This is a genomic window from Serratia marcescens subsp. marcescens ATCC 13880 (assembly GCF_017299535.1).
Lineage (GTDB): Bacteria > Pseudomonadota > Gammaproteobacteria > Enterobacterales > Enterobacteriaceae > Serratia > Serratia marcescens.
On the sequence record NZ_CP071238.1, the window covers coordinates 2,417,489 to 2,435,794 of the forward strand.

Genomic DNA, 18,306 nt, shown 5'->3' on the forward strand with positions numbered 1-18,306 from the left:
TTGAATGTTAGCTATCAATAAGGGATGCTGATCATGTTTCGCCAGGAAGCGATCGATAATCAGAGAATGAAATGGCGTGGCAGGGCGCTCCTGCTACCCGGTATTCCCGTTTGGGGCACGACAGGGCTCTGCCTGTTTTTCTTCATCGCCTTTCTCACCTTCGCGATCGCCGGTACCTATACCCGGCGGGTCAACGTGACCGGCGAGATCAGCACTTATCCGCGCGCCGCCAACGTCTATTCCGCCGTCCAAGGGATAGTGGTCAAACAATTCGTCACCGAAGGGCAGGTGATTGCCGTTGGTGCCCCCATTTACCAGATTGACGTCAGCAAGAGCACCCGTAGCGGTGTGATCAGCGACAACCAGCGCCGGGATATCGATGGCCAGCTGGCACGCATTGCGCAAATCATCAACCGACTGGAAAGCAGCAAGCAGGCCACGCTTATCATGCTGGAACAACAGAAGGCGCAATACACCGCTGCATTCATCCGCTCCACTGATATCCTCAAACGCGCCCAGGAAGGGATACGCATCATGAAGGAAAACATGGAGAGCTACCGGCACTATCAGACCAAGGGGCTGATCAATAAGGATCAGCTTACCAACCAGGTGGCGCTGTATTACCAGCAGCAGAACAACCTGCTGGGCCTGTCCGGCCAGAACGAACAGAATGCGCTGCAGATCACCGCGCTGGAAAGCCAGATCCATATCCAGGGTGCCGAATTCGACAACCAGATTTACCAGATGGAGCTGCAGCGCTACGAGCTGCAAAAGGAGCGGCAAAACATAGATGCCACTGGCGATATTATCGTTCGCGCGCTGGCCGGAGGCCGTATCGATTCGCTGAGCGTCACGGTTGGCCAAATGGTCAACGTCGGCGACAGTCTGCTGCAGATTATCCCGCAAAACATCGATCGCTATGCCCTGGTACTGTGGGTGCCCAACGACGCCATCCCCTACATCGCCGCCGGCGATAAGGTCAATGTGCGCTATGACGCCTTTCCGGCGGAGAAATTTGGTCAGTTCGCCGGCACAGTGTCCGTCATCTCCAAAGCCCCGGCTTCGCCGCAGGAAATGCTGACCTACCAGGGAGCGCCCAAAACGGCGCTGACCGCCGCCGTGCCGTACTACAAGGTGATCGTCATGCCGGAGAAACAGGCCATTGCCTATGACGGTAAACGCCTGAGCCTGGAAAACGGCATGAAAGCGCAAAGCACTCTGTTTCTGGAAAAAAGGAAGATGTATCAATGGATGCTCTCGCCGTTCTACGACATGAAACACAGCGCGACGGGGCCAGTCAATGAGTAGGACCACATTCAAACAGCGGGTCAGCCAACTGGATCTGCGGCTGCGCCACCGGGTTCCGATGGTGCACCAGACCGAGTCGTCGGAATGCGGGCTGGCCTGTCTGGCGATGATCTGCGGTTATTACGGCAAAAACATCGACCTGATCGCGCTGCGCCGGCAGTTCAACCTGTCATCCCGCGGTGCAACGCTGGTTGGACTGACCGGTATCGCCGAGCAATTGGGGTTGAGCACCCGTCCTCTGTCTCTGGATCTGGACGAACTCGGTGCGCTAAAACTGCCCTGCATTCTGCACTGGGAATTCAACCATTTCGTGGTGCTGGTCAGCATCAAAGGCCACCGCGCGGTGCTGCACGATCCGGCGCGCGGGCGCCGGGCCGTCAGCCTGACGGAACTGTCGCACAGTTTCACCGGCATAGCGCTTGAGGCCTGGCCCGGCAGCGAATTCACCGCCGACAGCGTCCGTCATCGCATTCATCTTCGCACGCTGATCGGCAGCGTGCATGGCCTCAAGGGGGCGCTCGGCAAAATCTTTTGCCTGTCTCTGGTGTTCGAAACCATCAACCTGGTGATGCCCATCGGCACGCAGCTGGTGATGGATCACGCTATTCCTGCTGGCGATCGCGGGTTACTGTCGCTCATCTGCGCCGGATTGATGCTCTTTATCTTGTTGCGGGCTGCCATCGGCATGGTGCGGGCATGGTCAGGATTGGTCATGGCGGCGCTTATCAACGTTCAGTGGCAGGCCGGGTTGTTCACCCATCTGTTGCGCCTGCCACTCGGTTACTTTGAACGTCGTAAACTGGGTGACATTCAGTCACGCTTCGGTTCACTGGATACGCTGCGCAGCACTTTCACCACCAGTATCGTCGGCGCCATCATGGACGGCATCATGGTGATCGGTGTGTTGGTGATGATGGTGCTGTATGGCGGCTGGCTGACCTGGGTAGTGCTCACTTTCACCGCGCTTTATGTGTTGATGCGGCTGCTTACCTATGGATATTACCGTCAGCTGTCTGAGGAGGCGCTGGTGAGAGAGGCTCGGGCCGGCTCGTATTTTATGGAAACGCTGTACGGTATCGCTACCGTCAAGATGCAGGGCATGGCAGAACGCCGCATCGCTCACTGGCTAAACCTTGAAATCGACACCATCAACACGGGTATCCGCGTCACCCGAATGGACATGCTGTTTGGCGGGATCAACACCTTTATAGCGGCGTGTGACCAGATCGTCATTCTGTGGTTGGGAACCAGCCTGGTGATCGATAACCAGATGACCCTCGGCATGTTCGTGGCGTTCGGCGCCTTTCGGGGGCAGTTCTCCGATCGCATCGGGTCGCTGACGGAATTTTTGCTGCAGCTGCGCATGATGAGCCTGCATAACGAGCGCATCGCTGATATCGCCCTGCATCCGCGGGAGGCGCGTAAGCCCGATCACCCTTACACGGCGGGCCTGCAACCTTTGGGATTGACGACCCATGCCCTGAGCTATCGTTACGACAGCCAGTCACCGGCTATTTTTGATGGCCTGGACATCAGCGTTGCGCCAGGCGAAAGCGTGGCCATCGTGGGCCCGTCCGGCGCCGGCAAAACCACGTTGATGAAGGTGCTGTGCGGACTGTTTACCCCGGATTCAGGGCGGGTTGAGGTGAACGGCGTCGATATCCGGCAGCTCGGCATCAACAACTACCACAAAATGATTGCCTGCGTGATGCAGGACGACAAACTGTTCTCCGGCTCGATCCGGGAAAATATCTGCGGGTTCGCGGACGAGATGGATGATGCCTGGATGGAAGCCTGTGCCCGTGCCAGCTATCTGCATGAGGTGATCATGCGCATGCCGATGGGGTATGAAACCCCGATCGGCGAGTTGGGGGAGGGATTGTCCGGCGGGCAAAAACAACGGTTATTCATAGCCCGGGCAATCTACAAAAAACCGGCTATTTTGTTCCTGGACGAGGCCACCAGCGCGCTGGATAAGGAGAGCGAAGCTGCCGTGAATCAGGCAATTAAGAGACTCAACATCACTAAGCTGATCATTGCCCATCGTGAAACGACCATTGCGTCGGCAGATCGAGTTATACATTTTGGATAAGGGGGGATATCACCCGCGGCACCGGCCATTTACACTGTTTTTCCCCCTAAAAACCCAATAGGTTCAGGCCGCCAATGACGATTACTTTCATCGGGCTGTTCTCCTCGCATGGCGATAACCGAAGCGGCGATTATCGTGCCCGCTAGCCGGGGCGGTGGCGCGCGGGCTGACGTAGAGGGGCGGCCGCAAACGCAAAGTGGTGCAGGCAATGAACGGCGACGGGGCAAGGCAATTTTTGCTGCCCGCTTCCGCTTTCAATTTACGGCGCGGCTCATTGCGCGATATTCTGGTTTTCTGATGGGCTGACGGCGGATGAGGGAACCATGACAGACAGCCAGGCGTTTGAACAACAAAGCCTCGACAATCTGCTGAGCTATTGGCGGCGCCATCGCCGCCTGCCGGGCGCGCGCTATCCGGCCGGCCCGACCGACACCCTGTGCGACGTGCCGGGCGTCAGCGTCGGGCATCACACGCTGGCCGACGGCGAATGCCAGACCGGCGTTACCGCTATCGTGCCGCCGGGCGATCTGTTTAACCAGCCGCTGCCGTGTGGCAGCGCGGTGCTCAACGGCTTCGCCAAGCCGCTGGGGCTGGTGCAGCTGAACGAGCTGGGGGTGCTGCAAACGCCTATTCTGCTGAGCAACACCTTCGCCGTCGGCACGCTGTTCAACGCCATGGTGCGGCGCAGCTGTCTGCGTTACCCGCAGATCGGCCGCGGCAGCGCCACCATTAATCCGCTGGTGCTGGAGTGTAACGACGGTTACCTCAACGATATTCAGGCGATGGCGGTGCGTGAGGAGCACGTCTTCAGCGCGCTGGATAACCATTCCACCCGCTTTGCGCGCGGCAGCGTCGGCGCCGGGCGCGGCATGAGCAGTTTCGGCTTGAAGGGCGGCATCGGCACCGCCTCACGCTATTGCCCTGGGCTTGGCACCACGCTCGGCGTGCTGGTGCTGGCCAATTTCGGCACCCTCGACTCGCTGACGCTGAGCGGCGTGCGCGTCGGCCAGGCGTTGGGTAAACTGTTGGCGGACCCGCCGCCGCAGGTGGACGCCGGTTCGGTCATCATCATCATCGCCTGCGATCGGGCGCTGGACAGCCGCCAACTGAACCGCATCGCCCGCCGCGCGGGCGCGGGTCTGGGGCGGGTAGGCAGCCATTGGGGGCACGGCTCCGGCGACATCGCGCTGGCGTTCTCCACCCGGTTGCTGGGGGCCACGCTGCCGGACGAACGGCTGGAGCCGCTGTTTGCGGCGGCCGCGGACGCCACCGAATATGCGGTGTTGGATGCGTTGCTGAGCGCCGAGGGCGTCAGCGGTTTCCAGCAGCATGCGCGCGTGGCGCTGGGCCCGCTGCTCGATCGGCTGGCGGCAAATTAAATAACGGGAGTGTGATGTGAAAGTCTTTATCTCTGCGGATATCGAGGGTATTGCCGGCGTGATGCGGCCGGAGCAGTGCAACCCGGCCCACGCCGACTATGCGGCGGCGCGCGAGCTGATGGAGCAGGAGGTCAACGCCGCCATCGACGGCGCTTTCGCCGGCGGCGCCACCGAGGTGACGGTGGCCGACAGCCACGCCATGATGCAGAACCTGCGCGCCGATCGCATCGATGCGCGGGCGCGCCTGGTGCAGGGCAAACCGCGCGGGTTGTCGATGGTGGAAGGGCTGCAGCATCAACGTTACGACGGCCTGATGTGCATCGGTTATCACAGCGCCGCCGGCGAACGCGGCGTGCTGGCGCATACCATCAACGGTCGGGCCTTTTATCGCGTCAGCCTGAACGGCGAGGTCGTAGGCGAAAGCGATCTGTATGCGGCGATGGCGGCGGAGTTGAACGTGCCGTTGTGGCTGGTGAGCGGTGACGACGAGCTGCAACGTTGGATCGCTGAACGTTATCCGCAATCCGGCTATGTTTGCGTAAAACGCGCCCTCTCGCAAACCGCCGCCGAATCGCTCAGCCCACAGCGGGCGCGGGCGGAGATCCGCGAGCGGGCGATGCAACAGGTGCGCCAGGGCGCCAGACTGCCGGTGGAGCGCCGTTTTATGCCGCCTTACCGGCTGACGCTGATGGCGGCCAAACCGGTGCTGGCGGATCTGTTCAGCCTGGTGCCTGGCGTGGAGCGCCAGGACGCGCTCACCGTGGCCTTCGACAGCGACAACATGGCGGCGCAAATCAACCTGCTCAGCGTCTTCTCCTCTCTGGCGGCGACGCAGAGCTGACCCCGGTGCGGGTGCCTGCCCGCACCGCACGATTCTCCAATAGAAAAACCCTCTTCAACATTAAGTCTACTGGATAATAGGCTACGCTAATTATTGCTCTGTTGCGCTATATCACCTGACGGGCGCGACAAGCCATTCCCATAACAAGATTTGTTTCGCCGAAGGCAGTGACGCCTTCGGCTTTTTTGGAGTCATGAGCAATGAGCATATCCCAAGTTCCGCTTTCGCGGCGGCGGTTTATCGTCGGCGCCGGGGCGTTGGTGATCGGCGCTTATCTGCCGTCCACCGGCGCGCTGGCGCGTTCGGCTGCCCCGATCGCCTCCGGCGCGGCGGCGTTAGACGCCAACGCCTTCGTTCAGATCGGCGCCGACGGCGTCGTCACCGTCATCAGTAAACACACCGAAGTGGGCCAGGGGGTCTATACCGGCATGGCGACGCTGGTCGCCGAAGAGCTCGATGCCGACTGGGCACAGGTGCGGGTCGTGGCCGCGCCGGTGGACACCAATATCTACAAAAACCTGGCCTTCGGATTCCAGGGCACCGGCGGTTCCAGCTCGGTGGCCAATGCCTATGAGCAAATGCGGCGCATGGGCGCCATGGCGCGCGCGCTGCTGGTGCAGGCCGCCGCGCAGAGCTGGAAAACCTCGGCGCAGGAAATCACCGTGCAGGCGGGCAAGATCCGCCATGCCGCCAGCGGGCGCGAAGCGGGCTTCGGCGAATTCGCCGCGCTGGCCGCCACGCTGCCGCCGCCCGATCCCGCCAGCCTGACGCTGAAGGATCCGGCCAATTTCACCCTGATCGGCAAAGCGCGCGGTTTGCACCGCGTCGATTCGCTGGCGAAAACCAACGGCAGCGCGCAGTTCTCGCAGGATATCCACGAGCCGGACATGCTGACCGTCACCATCAAGAAACCGCCGCGTTTCGGCGGCAAAGTGGCGACCTTCGACGCCGAGCGGGCGCTGGCGGTGCCGGGCGTGGTGGCGGTGAAGCAGGTCGCCACCGGCGTGGCGGTTTACGCCAAAAACACCTGGGCGGCGATCCAGGGGCGGGAACGGCTGCGGGTCACCTGGGACGACGCGCAGGCCGAACGGCGCAACACCGAGGAGATCTACGCCGAATTCCGCCAGGTGGCGCAGAAAACCGGCGTGGTGGCGAAGAGCCACGGCAAGCCGGACGAGGTGTTCGATAAGGCCGACAAGGTGATCGAGGCCGAATACACCTTCCCGTACGTCGCGCACGCGCCGATGGAGCCGCTGGACGGCTATCTGTTCTGGGACGGCGAGAGCGTCAAGGCGCGCTACGGCTGCCAAATCCAGACGCTCGACCATAAGCAGCTGTGCGATCTGTTCGAGTTGCCGCCGGACAAGGTGCAGATTGAAACCATTCTGGCGGGCGGCAGCTTCGGCCGGCGCATCGATTTAGGCAACCCGACGCTGGGGCCGGATCTGGCGGCCGACATGGCGGCGGCGGCCAAGGGCATCGGCCCCGGCCACGGCGTGAAGGTGGTGTGGACGCGCGAGGACGACATCCGCAACGGCTGGTATCGCCCGATGATCCTGCACCGCCTGCGCGGCGCCATTCGGGGCGGCAAGGTGGTGGGCTGGACCGATACCGTGGTCGGCCACTCCTGGACGCGCCACAGCGCGATGGATGCGCTGGTGGTCAACGGCCTCGATCAGATGATGGTCGAGGGCGCCAGCGAGGTCTCATACACCTTCGAAGCCTTCCGCTGCGATGCGCATATCGTGCCCGGCAAGGTGCCGACCACCTCGCTGCGGTCGGTCGCCAGCACCCACACCGGCCACGCGGTGGAGAGCTTTATCGATCAGCTGTTGCAGGAAACCGGCCAGGATCCGGTCGAAGGGCGGCTGGCGCTGATGGGCGATGCGCCGCGCGCGGCGGGCGTGCTGCGGGCGGTAGCGAAAGCCGCCGGCTGGCAGGGCGCTAAAGTGGTAGACGGACGCGCGCGCGGCGTGGGCGTCGCCAAGGCGTTCGACACCTATGTGGCGCAGGTGGCCGAGGTGTCGATCGGCGAAGGCGGCATCCCCAAAGTGCATAAAGTGTGGTGCGCGGTGGACTGCGGCGTGGCGGTGAATCCCGACGTGATCCGGGCGCAGATCGAGGGCGGCATCGGCTACGGCCTGAGCCTGGCGCTGTACGGCAATATCACGCTGAAAGACGGCGTGGTCGAACAGTCCAATTTCAATAACTTCCGCCCGCTGCGCATCGATGAGATGCCGGAGATCGAGGTGATCATCGTGCCTTCGACCGAGAAACCGACCGGCGTGGGCGAGCTGGGGGTGCCGACCATCGCCCCGGCGGTCGGCAATGCGCTGGCGCTGCTTGGGCGGCCGCGCACCTCGCTGAGCCTGCCGCTGCATAATCCCACTGCGAATCCGGCGTCTGACAAGGAGAGAACCTGATGATTCATTTAACCGTAAACGATCAGCCGCTGACTTTCGAGGGCGATCCGCACATGCCGCTGCTGTGGTTTCTGCGTGACGAAGCCGGCTTGACCGGCACCAAATTCGGCTGCGGCATCGCCATGTGCGGCGCCTGTACCGTGCATCTGGACGGCGTGCCGGTGCGTTCGTGCATGACGCCGGTCTCCGCCGCCGTCGGCAAAAAAATCACCACCATCGAAGCCGTGGGCGCCACGCCGGAAGGCAAGGCGGTGCAGGAAGCCTGGCTTGATCTGGACGTGGTGCAGTGCGGTTACTGCCAGTCCGGCCAGATCATGAGCGCCAGCGCGCTGCTGGCGCAAAGCAAGAATCCGAGCGATGCGGACATCGACGCGGCGATGGGCGGCAACGTTTGCCGTTGCGCCACCTATGTGCGCATTCGCGCCGCCATCCACCAGGCCGCCAAGGCGTTGGGTTAGGGAGAGATGCGATGAGCAATGCCTTGAAAGGGCTGTTATGGCTGATTATCGCCGTGGTGGTGTTGGCGGGAGGATACGCGCTGTATACGCTGCTGCGGCCCACCGGCGCTGAGCCTGCGGCGCCGATCGCCGGGGCGCCGGCCGGCATGACCGACAAACTGGCGCGCGGCGAGTACCTGGCGCGCGCCGCCGACTGCGTGGCGTGCCACACCGCGCCGGGCGGCGCGCCTTATGCGGGCGGCTTCGCCTTCAAGCTGCCGTTCGGCACCATTTACGGCACCAACATCACCGCCGACAAGGAAACCGGCATCGGCAACTGGAGCGACGATCAGTTCGTGCGCGCGGTGCGTGAGGGCATCGGCCCACAGGGCAACCTGTATCCGGCGATGCCTTATACCTCCTACACCGGGCTGAGCCGCGATGACGTGCTGGCGATCAAGGATTATCTGTTCAGTCTGCCGCCGGTGAAACAGGCCAACCCGCAAAACGAGCTGTCGTTCCCGTTCAACCAGCGTTGGGGCATGAAATTCTGGAACCTGGCGTTCTTCCAGGAGCAGCGTTTCGCGCCGGATCTCAACAAGGATGAACAGTGGAATCGCGGCGCCTATCTGGCGACGGCGCTCGGCCACTGCGGCGAGTGCCATACGCCGCGCAATCTGGGGTTCGGTCTTAACCAGAGCAAGCACCTGAGCGGTGAAGTGGTGCAGGGCTGGTTCGCCGCCAACATCACGCCGGACAAACAGACCGGCATCGGCGGCTGGAGCGACCAGCAACTGTCGCAATATCTGGCCAACGGCCATGCGCCGGGGCGCAGCAGCGCCGCCGGTCCGATGGCGGAAGCGGTGGAAAACAGCCTGCAGTTCCTGACGCCGGAAGATAATCTGGCGCTGGTGAAATACCTGCGCGACATCGAACCCATCACCGGCGACAGCGCGGCGGCGGTGAACTTGCAGCCGAAGGGCGCGGGGGCTTCCACCCCGATCCTGCCGGGCGGGCAAGACAGCTCGCTCGGGCGGCGGATGTTCGCCAACGACTGCAGCGGCTGCCACCAGTGGAACGGGCCGGGCCGCCAGAGCGAGTATGCTTCGCTGGTGGGCAGCACGGCGGTGAACGATCCGCAGGGGCGCAGCGTGGTGCAGGCTATCCTGAAGGGGACGAGCATCAGCGTCGGCGAGCGGCATGAGATGATGCCGTCGTTCGGCAGCGCGTATTCCGACGAGGAAGTGGCGGCGGTCGCCAACTTCGTGGTCGGCCACTTCGGCGATAAGCAGGGCAGCGTCACCGCCAAACAGGTGGCGGAGCAGCGCAAGCAGTAACGAAAAGCGGCGAGGGAGATTCTCCCTCGCCGCGGCGTTATCGGCTGCGCCGCGACATCACCCGTTTGTCTTTCGGTCTATCCTGCCAGTCCTCAACCTGATTATTGAAGTTGTCCGCCAGCAGGTAGGCCGGGGTTTTCGCCAGCCAGTCGGACAACGAAATATCCTGATAAATGCCGTTGTCCATCACGATCAGTACCTTCAAATCCTCATCGCCGATGTTCTCGATGTAATGGCCGAAGCCCTGCGGCACGTAACCGACGTCCGAAGGGGCGTACTCTTCCGTCTGCGCGTGGCCGTGCGAGCTGAACACCGTCATGCGGCCTTTGCCGGCAATATAGTATTGCCATTCGTTGGCGTTGGGGTGCCAGTGCAATTCCCGGATCGCGCCGGGTTTCACGATCTCGATGATGCCGGTCATGGTGGTGGAAATGGGAAATTCTTTCGACGACACCAAATGGACACTGCCGGCGTCATTTTCAAAGAACGGCTTTTGCTTCATTAATTCATAGCGGTGGGTCAGCGGGGCATTATTTAATCCGCCGTCGCTTTTCGGTAATGGCAAGGTGGGCGGAACGGCGCCGCCGACAATATAAGCTTCGCCCTGTTTGGCCTTGGAAAATACCGCCGCCGGCATGTCGACGCTTTTTTCCAATACCTCTTTCGGCATATGCGCCACCCAATCGGTGATGCTGAAGGTGCCGAATTCGGAGAAATGGCCGTTATCGAACGCCAAAATAAAATGCGCGCCGTCCGCAAGCGCCTGAATGGAATGGCCGTAGCCTTTCGGGAAATACCAGACGTCGCCGGGGCCGAAATCCGCCACCTCACATTTTCCCTCGGGATCGAGGATGGTGATGCGCGCATGGCCTTCCAGCATGAATGCCCATTCGGCGGCGATGGCGTGCCAATGCAGTTCGCGCACGCCGCCCGGCTCCAGCGTCATGTCGACGCCCGCCACGCCTTCGGAGATCGGGAATTGCTCGACGGTGGCTTCGCGCGCCCAGCCGCTGGGCAGGCTGCGTTTTTTGCTGTCGGTGAATTTGTATTTATAGAGATGTTGCGCATCGGCAGGCGGCTGATAGCTGCTGGGAGGCACGATATTGCGATGGTCGTCGGCAGCGGCATTTTTGGCGATGCCGCCGATCATGCCGGCGGCGGCCGCGCTGACGGCGGAGACTTTCAATATATCACGACGCGATAGCATAGCATTTTCTCCAATATAAAGCCGTGTGCCTGCAGAAGCAGGCGACGGGGAAGGCGCGATCGCCATTGAAATGATTTTTGTCATCGGCGGGAATAGGCTGTGACCCTTAAATCCTAGCGGCTGGAAGGTATTGCGTAGGCGTTTATTTGTTTGCGTTTGTTACTAAGTGAGAGCGGGTTTAATTATTCATTGTTAATCTCAATAGTCATGGATCTGAATTAATCTTTCCCTGTAATTAAATAAACAAAGTGTCAATAAAACGCATTATTTTGGGTTATTTCATTACGATTGCGCTATGGGTGTGCGCAAAAAGCGTGCAGCGGCGACATTGCAGTGCATTTACGCTAAATCGTGACGCCTTTCACAACGCTGACGTCTGGCTATTGCCGAGTATTCGCGAGTATGGTGATACTTTTAGCGCGGTCGAGAAGACCGCACACCATTTTTATTGCGGCGTGTTACTGCTAAAGCAGGCAAGACCAAAATAGGAATGCACTTCTCCTTGTGACGAGGCGCATTTCCATTTTGGTCTTTTTTTTTTGCATTTTACCGGGGAAGACGATGGACTATCAAAAACTTGGCTTAGAAATATTGGCGCGGGTCGGCGGTAAAGGCAACGTCAGCAAGCTGACGCACTGCGCGACCCGTTTGCGTATGGAATTCAACGACGACGCTAAAGTGGATTCGAAGGCGATCGAAGCCCTGCCGGGCGTTATCAGCGTGGTGGTGCGAGGCGGCCAGTTTCAGATCGTGGTCGGCAATAACGTGCAGCAAACGTTCCGCGTGCTGCAAAAGGAGATTGGCCAGCCGCAAACCGGCGCTCAAAAGCAGCAGCCGAAAGGTGGCGTGGTGTCACGGATTATCAGCGTGATTTCCACGACCTTTACCCCGGTGATCCCGGCCATTACCGGCGCGGGGATGATCAAGGCGCTGCTGGCGATCCTCAAGCTGGCCGGGGCGATAGATCCCGCCGGCACGACCTATCGATTGCTGGATACCGTCGCCGATGCGGCCTTTTTCTTCCTGCCGGTGCTGTTGGCTTACGGTGCCGCGATAAAATTCGAGTGCAATCCCATCCTGGCGATGACCCTCGCCGGCGCGTTGCTGCACCCTAATCTGGCTCAGATGCAGGCGGCGGGCGCCGCGATTGATTTTCTCGGCATTCCGGTGCGGCTGGCGGATTATGCCGGCTCGGTGTTGCCGATCATTTTTACCGTGTGGCTGATGTCCTATATCGAGCGGTTTGCCGAGAAAGTTTCGCCGACGATGATCAAGTTCTTCACCAAACCGATGATCGTGCTGCTGGTCACCGCGCCACTGGCGTTGGTGGTGGTCGGGCCGTTCGGCATTTTCCTCAATGACATGGTGGCCGCCGGTGCGGCGATCGTCGATGGCAAGGCCAGCTGGCTGATTCCTATGTTGATGGGCGGGTTGCAGCCATTTTTGGTGATCACCGGCACCGCCTGGGCGATGACACCGATCGCCACCGGCCAATTGACCAAGAATGGCTTTGAGATGATTAACGGGCCGGGCATGTTGGCGTCCAATATTGCACAAGGCGCGGCGACGCTCTGTGTGGCATTCCGCACCAAGAACACGAATTTGCGCCAGTTGGCGTCCTCCGCCGGTTTTACCGCGTTGTTGGGGATCACTGAACCCTCGCTGTACGGGGTGACGCTGAAACTGCGCAAACCGTTGATCGCGGCGATGATCGGCGGTGGCTGCGCCGGCATTTACGCCGGGTTGAGCGGGTTGGTGCGTTATGCCTTCGTTTCTCCTGGCCTGGCCGCTTTGCCGGCGTTTATCGGTGAGAACCCGATGAATATCGTGCACGCGCTGATCACTTGCGCCATTGCCATCGTCGTGACCTTTGCCCTGACCTGGATCCTTGGCTTCGACGATCCGGTCGAGGAGACGAACGACGAGACTCAGGTGGCGGCGGCCGACGAGGCATCGCCGGTTTTCAGCCCGCTGACCGGCAAAGCCGTGACGTTGGATCAGGTCAACGATGACGTTTTCTCCCAGGGCTTGTTGGGCCAGGGCATGGCGATCATACCGTCGGAAGGCGTGCTGCGTGCGCCGCTGGACGGCGAGATCGTGACTTTCCTGCCGTCAAAACATGCGGTCGGCATCAAGGGGGACAACGGCGCGGAGCTGTTGCTGCATATCGGCATCGACACGGTAAACCTGGGTGGCCAACACTTTGACTCCGGACTGCAGATCGGCGATCGCGTGAAGGCCGGCGACGAGCTGGTGCGTTTTGACATCGGCGCGATCGCCGCATTGGGCTTCGATCTGACGACGCCGGTATTGATCGTCAACAGCGAAGCGTTTCAGGTTCAGGTGTTACCTAAGCCGCATGGCGTTCATGCCGGTGAGACGATTATGGCGCTGAAGGCCAATAAGGAGCCGGCATGATTTATCAACGCTTGCACGATTTTCCCGCCGAGTTTCTCTGGGGCGCGTCGACTTCCGCCTATCAGGTGGAGGGCGCATGGAATGAAGACGGCAAAAGCCCGTCGATCGTCGATATGCTCGAACATCCCGCAGGCACGGCGGATTTTACGGTGGCCAGCGATCACTATCATCGCTTTCGCGAGGATGTGAAGCTGTTCGCAGAACTGGGGTTAAAGGCCTACCGGTTTTCGGTTGCGTGGACGCGCGTGTTGCCCGATGGCGTCGGCGAAGTCAATGCGCCGGGGTTGGCGTTTTACCGGCAGTTGATCGACGAATTGCTGGCGCACGGCATCGAGCCGGTGGTGACGCTGTATCATTTCGATCTGCCTTATGTGCTGGAGCAGCAGGGCGGCTGGTCCAATCGCGCCACCATCGAGGCTTTTGTCACTTATGCCGGCGTGCTGTTCGACGCCTTCGGCGATCGGGTGAAGTATTGGCTCACCATCAATGAACAGAACACCATGATCCTGCACCCCGGCGCTATCGGCACGCCCAAAGGCGGTGCGTTGCCTGACAAACGGACGCTGTATCAGCAGAGTCATCATATGTTGGTCGCTCAGGCCAAAGTCATGGCATTATGCCATCAGCGCTGTCCCGGCGGGAAAATTGGCCCGGCGATCAATACCACCTCGATGTATCAGGAGACCTGTCATCCGCTGGATGCCATTGCCGCTCATAACTGGGAGACGTTGCGCTGTTGGAGTTTTCTCGATGTGGCGGTGCATGGCCGCTACAACGCCCTGGCCTGGCGTTACCTTGAGGATCGGGGGTGGTCGCCGGACAGGGAGCCGGAGGACGCGGCGCTGCTGTTGGCGGCACGACCGGATTATGTGGCGATCAATTACTATTCCACCGCCACGATCGCCGCCAGCCGCGGCGACGGTTCAGACGTGAGCGCACGCGCCGGCGATCAGCAAATTATGCTCGGCGAACCGGGTGTGTATCGTGCGGCGGAAAACCCGTTTGTCGGCAAGACGCGCTACGGATGGGTGATCGATCCGGTTGGCCTGCGCTTAACGCTGCGCAAGACCTTCGAGCGCTATCACCTGCCGATACTGATCACGGAGAACGGCATTGGCGCGCCGGATGAATTGCGGGCGGATGAGACCATCGACGACGACTATCGCATTGAATTCATGCGGCAGCATGTCGAACAGATGCGGCTGGCGATCAACGATGGCGTCGAGCTGCTCGGTTACTGCCCGTGGGCGGCGATTGACGTCGTCAGCACGCATCAAGGTTACGCAAAGCGCTATGGATTTATCTACGTGAACCGCGGAGAACGGGATCTTAAGGATCTGCGGCGCATCAAAAAACGCAGTTTTGACTGGTATCGGCAGCTTATCGCCGCCAATGGCCGGTTGGGCAAATAAGCAAGGTGACGGCCGAGACGATGAAAGTCATTAAGGTGCTCAACAACAGTCTGGTGTTAACCGCGGACGACGATAACCGTGAGGTTATCGTCATGGGCAAGGGAATTGGTTTTAACAGCAAAACCGGAGACGAGATCAACCCGGCCGCCATTGAGAAAGTGTATGTGGTGCAGGAGGGGCAAAAGGGGCGGGATTACCTGCGGCTGATTGAAACTGCCCCGACGGAGCACATCGAAATTGTGCAGATGATCCTCAGTGAGGCCAACCGCCAACTGAACGGCAACATTAATGAACAGATTTTCTTTACGCTGGCGGATCACGTCAGTTTTGCTATCGAACGTCATCACAAGGGTATCACCATCCAAAACCGCCTGCTGTTCGAGGTGAAGCGTTTCTACCCGCGAGAGTTTGCGGTGGGGCTGCAAGCCTTGGCCTACATTAACCAGCGGCTGAATATCCAACTGCCTGAAGAGGAAGCGGGCAATATCGCCTTTCACCTGGTCAACGGCCAGACCGAAGTGCAAAACATGGAGCACACGTTGCTGGCGGTGAAGATGCTGAAAGATATTTTCAATATCATCAAGTATCACTTTCGCCTCAATATCGATACCGATTCGCTGAACTACGCGCGCTTTTTAGTGCATATGCAGTTCTTTATCCAGCGCATGCTCGACGGCAAACAGATGACCTCGAAGGCCGACTTTCTGTTTGCCCAGATGATGGCCGAGTACCCGCATGCCTATCGCGGCGCGCTCTTGATCCGCGATTACGTGAAGAATCTGCTGCAAATGGAGATGTCGAACGATGAGCTGCTGTATTTGATGATCCACCTGACGCGCATCACCGATCAGCCCGAGGCCTGAACCGCCTCGGCGACCAGTTCGCGAAAGCGCTCGACGATCGGCGAGGCCGGGCTATGGCGCAGCGCCAGGTAAAGCGGGGCGCTGAGCTGCGCTTCTCCGGCGATCGTGCGGTAGACAATGCCGTCGCCGCCCAGCCGCCGCATCGAGCCGGGCACGATTGACAACCCCAGCCCGGCGCCGACCAGGCTGAGGGTGGCCGGCAGGCGCGGCGCTTCCTGCACGATGCGTGGGCTGAAGCCGGCGCGGTGGCAGGCGGCCAGGATGGCGTCGTACAACCCCTGACCGGCGGGGCGGCGATAGAGAATAAACGCCTCGTGGGCCAGTTCGGCCAGCGGCAGCGGTTGCTGCGTTTCTTGCGCCAGCCGGTGGCCCAGCGGCAGGGCGACGATCATCGGCTCGCTGAGCACCGGCTCGACGCTCAGGCCGGGAATGCCGTTGGCCGGCGAGCGCACGAAGGCGGCGTCGAGGCGCTGTTCCAGCAACGCCTCCATCAGTTCGCCGCTGCCGGCTTCTTCCAACTGGGTGGTGATACCCGGCAGGATGTCGCGGTAGCGGCGCAGCAGGTTGGGCACGAACGGATGCAGCGCGGCGGAACTGGTGAAACCGATGGCGATGTGGCCCTGCTCGCCGCGGGCGGCGCGCTGTACCGCTTCGCGCAGGCGTTCGGCGCGCGCCAGCAGGGCGCGGGCCTCTTCAAACAGCACGCCCCCCGCTTCGGTGACGCGCACGCCGCGCGGCAGGCGCTGCAACAAGATTACGCCCAGTTCGTCTTCCAGCCCCTGCAGCAGGCGGGTCAGCGGCGGCTGTTGGATAAACAGCCGCTCGGCGGCGCGGGTGATGTTGCCTTCTTCCACCACGGTGACGAATGCCCGCAGGCGACGCAGTTCGATCATAGCCATACCTCAAAGGTATCTTTGGTTTTTCCGGAATGCATTAGACATCATGGCACGGCGGCGCGCATGATACCAGACATCAAAACAAGCGATGTGGAACGGCAATGTCATGTCAGATATCAATACGTTAAAACCGCACCCGGCGGCAGCGCCGGGTAATGCAGAGCTGTTTTTGGGCTTTCTGTGGCTGGGGCTTATCGGCTTCGGCGGTGTGCTGCCGATGGCGCGCAGTATGCTGGTGGAGCGCCGGCGCTGGCTGAGCAGCGAACAGTTTACCGAGCTGCTCGGTCTGTGCCAGTTTCTGCCCGGCGGCAATGTGATCAACCTGTCGGTGGCGGTGGGCATGGAGTTTCGCGGGCTGCGCGGCGCGCTGTGCGCCTTGCTGGGCCTCATCAGCGCGCCGACGGCGATCGTGGTGGGGCTGGGCGTGGTGTACGCCCGTTTCCAAAACGATCCGCATGTGCAGCATGTGTTCGCCGGGCTGGCCGCCGCCGCCGCCGGGCTGCTGCTGTCGACCGGGATCAAGATGCTGCTGCCGCTGCGCGGTAAATGGCCGGCGCTGGCGATCGTCGCGCTGGCGCTGATCGCCATTGCCTGGCTGCGCCTGCCGCTGTTGCCGACCATGCTGGTGCTGGCGCCGCTGAGCATTCTTCTGATGTGGCGGTGGCCGTCATGAGCGGGGTGTTGATGGCGTTGGCGCTGATCTTCACCGAGCTTTCTTTATTGGCGTTCGGCGGCGGCATGACCATTCTGCCGGAAATGCAGCGGCAGGTGGTGGAGGTGCATCAGTGGATGAGCGCCCAGGAGTTCAGCGCGCTGTTCGCCATGGCGCAGGCCGCGCCGGGGCCGAACATGATGATCGTGCCGCTGGTCGGCTGGCACGTCGCCGGCTGGGCGGGGCTGCTGGTGTCTTCGATCGCCAAGTTCGGGCCGTCTTCCATCGTTACGCTATTGGTGATGGGCGCCTGGCGGCGCTTTAAGGATCGCCCGTGGCGCCGCATCGTGCAGGCCGGACTGGTGCCGCTGACCGTGGGGTTGGTAGCGGCCAGCGGTATCTTGATCGCCGAGGCTTCCGCGCCCAGCTGGCGGCTGGCGGCAATCGTGGCGCTGGCGACGGGGTTGAGCATGAGCAAGCGCCTCCATCCGCTGTGGGTGCTGGCGGGCGGCGCGCTGCTCGGGTTGCTGTTCGCCTGAAGGGTTAGCGCGGGATCAGTACAAAGCGCGAAGGGCCGTTGCGGTCGATCAGCTCATAGCGCTTCGGCGCGGTCAGGGCCAGAAACGCCACCATGCTCCCTTCGGCGTCGGTCAGCGTCATGCCGTCCGGCGTCGGCCGCCAGGCGACCGGCAGCGCGTGCAGCGCCAGCGGCTGCAGGCATTGGGCGGAGGCGCTGAAACGGAAAGCGTTGGTGTTGGCGACCGCTTCGTCGCTCAGCTGCACCTCGCAGACGGTTTTACCGTCGCCGATGGCGGCGAGCTGCCAGTCGCCCTTCAGCGCGGCGGGTTCCAGCAACGGCAGTGAACTGCCCAGGGCACTGCTGCACAATATGCTCATAACGACTCCTGTCAGGCTGGCGCGGCGCAAGGCGCGCATAAGGAAATGGGTTGGCATCGGGTCACTCCTTTCGGCTGTCCGTTCACACTTTAGCACGTACCCATCTTGATGATGAGGGAAGGATTAGGTTTTTTAATCCTCGAT

15 protein-coding genes are annotated in these 18,306 nt (G+C 61.2%); 12 read left to right on the forward strand and 3 right to left on the reverse strand.

The window, feature by feature from the left end; translation table 11 throughout:
• Positions 1 to 33: 33 nt before the first annotated feature.
• The 7 genes from J0F90_RS11625 (at position 34) to J0F90_RS11655 (ending at position 9,817) form a co-directional block, all read left to right on the forward strand.
• Positions 34 to 1,308, forward strand: a complete 1,275-nt coding sequence (locus J0F90_RS11625) for an HlyD family secretion protein (protein WP_033641424.1) — start codon at positions 34 to 36, stop codon at positions 1,306 to 1,308.
• Positions 1,301 to 3,400: a peptidase domain-containing ABC transporter gene (locus J0F90_RS11630; RefSeq protein WP_033640415.1), complete on the forward strand. Its 2,100-nt coding sequence runs from the start codon at positions 1,301 to 1,303 to the stop codon at positions 3,398 to 3,400. Before J0F90_RS11625 ends, J0F90_RS11630 begins: the two co-directional genes overlap by 8 nt.
• Before the next feature lie 323 nt (positions 3,401 to 3,723).
• A complete protein-coding gene (locus J0F90_RS11635) occupies positions 3,724 to 4,779 on the forward strand; it encodes a P1 family peptidase (RefSeq protein WP_033640413.1) in 1,056 nt (351 codons plus the stop codon).
• A 16-nt stretch (positions 4,780 to 4,795) separates the two neighbouring features.
• Positions 4,796 to 5,620 carry a M55 family metallopeptidase gene (locus tag J0F90_RS11640; RefSeq protein WP_033640412.1) on the forward strand — a complete coding sequence of 275 codons (825 nt, stop codon included), beginning with the start codon at positions 4,796 to 4,798 and terminating at the stop codon, positions 5,618 to 5,620.
• A gap of 200 nt (positions 5,621 to 5,820) precedes the next feature.
• Positions 5,821 to 8,043: a xanthine dehydrogenase family protein molybdopterin-binding subunit gene (locus J0F90_RS11645; RefSeq protein WP_033640411.1), complete on the forward strand. Its 2,223-nt coding sequence runs from the start codon at positions 5,821 to 5,823 to the stop codon at positions 8,041 to 8,043.
• Complete coding sequence (locus J0F90_RS11650; RefSeq protein ID WP_016927823.1) at positions 8,043 to 8,501, forward strand: (2Fe-2S)-binding protein; 459 nt, start codon at positions 8,043 to 8,045, stop codon at positions 8,499 to 8,501. Before J0F90_RS11645 ends, J0F90_RS11650 begins: the two co-directional genes overlap by 1 nt.
• An 11-nt stretch (positions 8,502 to 8,512) precedes the next feature.
• Positions 8,513 to 9,817, forward strand: coding sequence for a c-type cytochrome (locus tag J0F90_RS11655; RefSeq protein WP_033640410.1), 1,305 nt, complete (start codon positions 8,513 to 8,515; stop codon positions 9,815 to 9,817).
• 37 nt (positions 9,818 to 9,854) lie between these two features.
• On the opposite strand, the gene J0F90_RS11660 is transcribed toward J0F90_RS11655, so the two are convergent.
• Entirely contained in the window at positions 9,855 to 11,024 is a 1,170-nt protein-coding gene (locus J0F90_RS11660) for a cupin domain-containing protein (RefSeq protein WP_033640408.1), read from the reverse strand.
• A gap of 561 nt (positions 11,025 to 11,585) precedes the next feature.
• Here J0F90_RS11660 and J0F90_RS11665 point away from each other — a divergent pair.
• From J0F90_RS11665 to licT, 3 genes are read left to right on the forward strand one after another with little or no spacing between them, the layout of a single operon-like run.
• Positions 11,586 to 13,442, forward strand: coding sequence for a beta-glucoside-specific PTS transporter subunit IIABC (locus J0F90_RS11665; protein ID WP_033640407.1), 1,857 nt, complete (start codon positions 11,586 to 11,588; stop codon positions 13,440 to 13,442).
• Positions 13,439 to 14,854, forward strand: a complete 1,416-nt coding sequence (locus J0F90_RS11670) for a glycoside hydrolase family 1 protein (RefSeq protein WP_033640406.1) — start codon at positions 13,439 to 13,441, stop codon at positions 14,852 to 14,854. The genes J0F90_RS11665 and J0F90_RS11670 overlap by 4 nt, the downstream gene beginning before the upstream one ends.
• 20 nt (positions 14,855 to 14,874) lie before the next feature.
• On the forward strand, positions 14,875 to 15,717 hold the full coding sequence (licT, locus tag J0F90_RS11675; protein ID WP_033640405.1) for a BglG family transcription antiterminator LicT: 843 nt from the start codon (positions 14,875 to 14,877) through the stop codon (positions 15,715 to 15,717).
• Here the strand turns inward: licT and J0F90_RS11680 are convergent.
• On the reverse strand, positions 15,702 to 16,616 hold the full coding sequence (locus J0F90_RS11680; protein ID WP_033640404.1) for a LysR family transcriptional regulator: 915 nt from the start codon (positions 16,614 to 16,616) through the stop codon (positions 15,702 to 15,704). The genes licT and J0F90_RS11680 overlap by 16 nt on opposite strands.
• Positions 16,617 to 16,719: 103 nt before the next feature.
• On the opposite strand from J0F90_RS11680, the gene J0F90_RS11685 reads away from it, so the two are divergent.
• Positions 16,720 to 17,286 carry a chromate transporter gene (locus tag J0F90_RS11685; protein WP_016927816.1) on the forward strand — a complete coding sequence of 189 codons (567 nt, stop codon included), beginning with the start codon at positions 16,720 to 16,722 and terminating at the stop codon, positions 17,284 to 17,286.
• On the forward strand, positions 17,283 to 17,804 hold the full coding sequence (locus J0F90_RS11690) for a chromate transporter (protein WP_028127817.1): 522 nt from the start codon (positions 17,283 to 17,285) through the stop codon (positions 17,802 to 17,804). Before J0F90_RS11685 ends, J0F90_RS11690 begins: the two co-directional genes overlap by 4 nt.
• Positions 17,805 to 17,808: 4 nt before the next feature.
• Here J0F90_RS11690 and J0F90_RS11695 read toward each other — a convergent pair whose 3' ends face one another.
• Positions 17,809 to 18,162: a protease inhibitor Inh/omp19 family protein gene (locus J0F90_RS11695; RefSeq protein ID WP_016927814.1), complete on the reverse strand. Its 354-nt coding sequence runs from the start codon at positions 18,160 to 18,162 to the stop codon at positions 17,809 to 17,811.
• Positions 18,163 to 18,306: the final 144 nt, after the last annotated feature.

What these genes read in the sequence shown, in the direction of transcription:
- J0F90_RS11670 (WP_033640406.1), top strand. Translation starts at nt 13,439, where the DNA reads ATGATTTATCAACGCTTGCACGATTTTCCCGCCGAGTTTCTCTGGGGC.
- J0F90_RS11665 (WP_033640407.1), top strand. Translation starts at nt 11,586, where the DNA reads ATGGACTATCAAAAACTTGGCTTAGAAATATTGGCGCGGGTCGGCGGT.
- J0F90_RS11625 (WP_033641424.1), top strand. Translation starts at nt 34, where the DNA reads ATGTTTCGCCAGGAAGCGATCGATAATCAGAGAATGAAATGGCGTGGC.
- J0F90_RS11630 (WP_033640415.1), top strand. Translation starts at nt 1,301, where the DNA reads ATGAGTAGGACCACATTCAAACAGCGGGTCAGCCAACTGGATCTGCGG.
- licT (WP_033640405.1), top strand. Translation starts at nt 14,875, where the DNA reads ATGAAAGTCATTAAGGTGCTCAACAACAGTCTGGTGTTAACCGCGGAC.
- J0F90_RS11690 (WP_028127817.1), top strand. Translation starts at nt 17,283, where the DNA reads ATGAGCGGGGTGTTGATGGCGTTGGCGCTGATCTTCACCGAGCTTTCT.
- J0F90_RS11655 (WP_033640410.1), top strand. Translation starts at nt 8,513, where the DNA reads ATGAGCAATGCCTTGAAAGGGCTGTTATGGCTGATTATCGCCGTGGTG.
- J0F90_RS11650 (WP_016927823.1), top strand. Translation starts at nt 8,043, where the DNA reads ATGATTCATTTAACCGTAAACGATCAGCCGCTGACTTTCGAGGGCGAT.
- J0F90_RS11635 (WP_033640413.1), top strand. Translation starts at nt 3,724, where the DNA reads ATGACAGACAGCCAGGCGTTTGAACAACAAAGCCTCGACAATCTGCTG.
- J0F90_RS11645 (WP_033640411.1), top strand. Translation starts at nt 5,821, where the DNA reads ATGAGCATATCCCAAGTTCCGCTTTCGCGGCGGCGGTTTATCGTCGGC.
- J0F90_RS11680 (WP_033640404.1), bottom strand. Translation starts at nt 16,616, where the DNA reads ATGGCTATGATCGAACTGCGTCGCCTGCGGGCATTCGTCACCGTGGTG.
- J0F90_RS11660 (WP_033640408.1), bottom strand. Translation starts at nt 11,024, where the DNA reads ATGCTATCGCGTCGTGATATATTGAAAGTCTCCGCCGTCAGCGCGGCC.
- J0F90_RS11695 (WP_016927814.1), bottom strand. Translation starts at nt 18,162, where the DNA reads ATGAGCATATTGTGCAGCAGTGCCCTGGGCAGTTCACTGCCGTTGCTG.
- J0F90_RS11685 (WP_016927816.1), top strand. Translation starts at nt 16,720, where the DNA reads ATGTCAGATATCAATACGTTAAAACCGCACCCGGCGGCAGCGCCGGGT.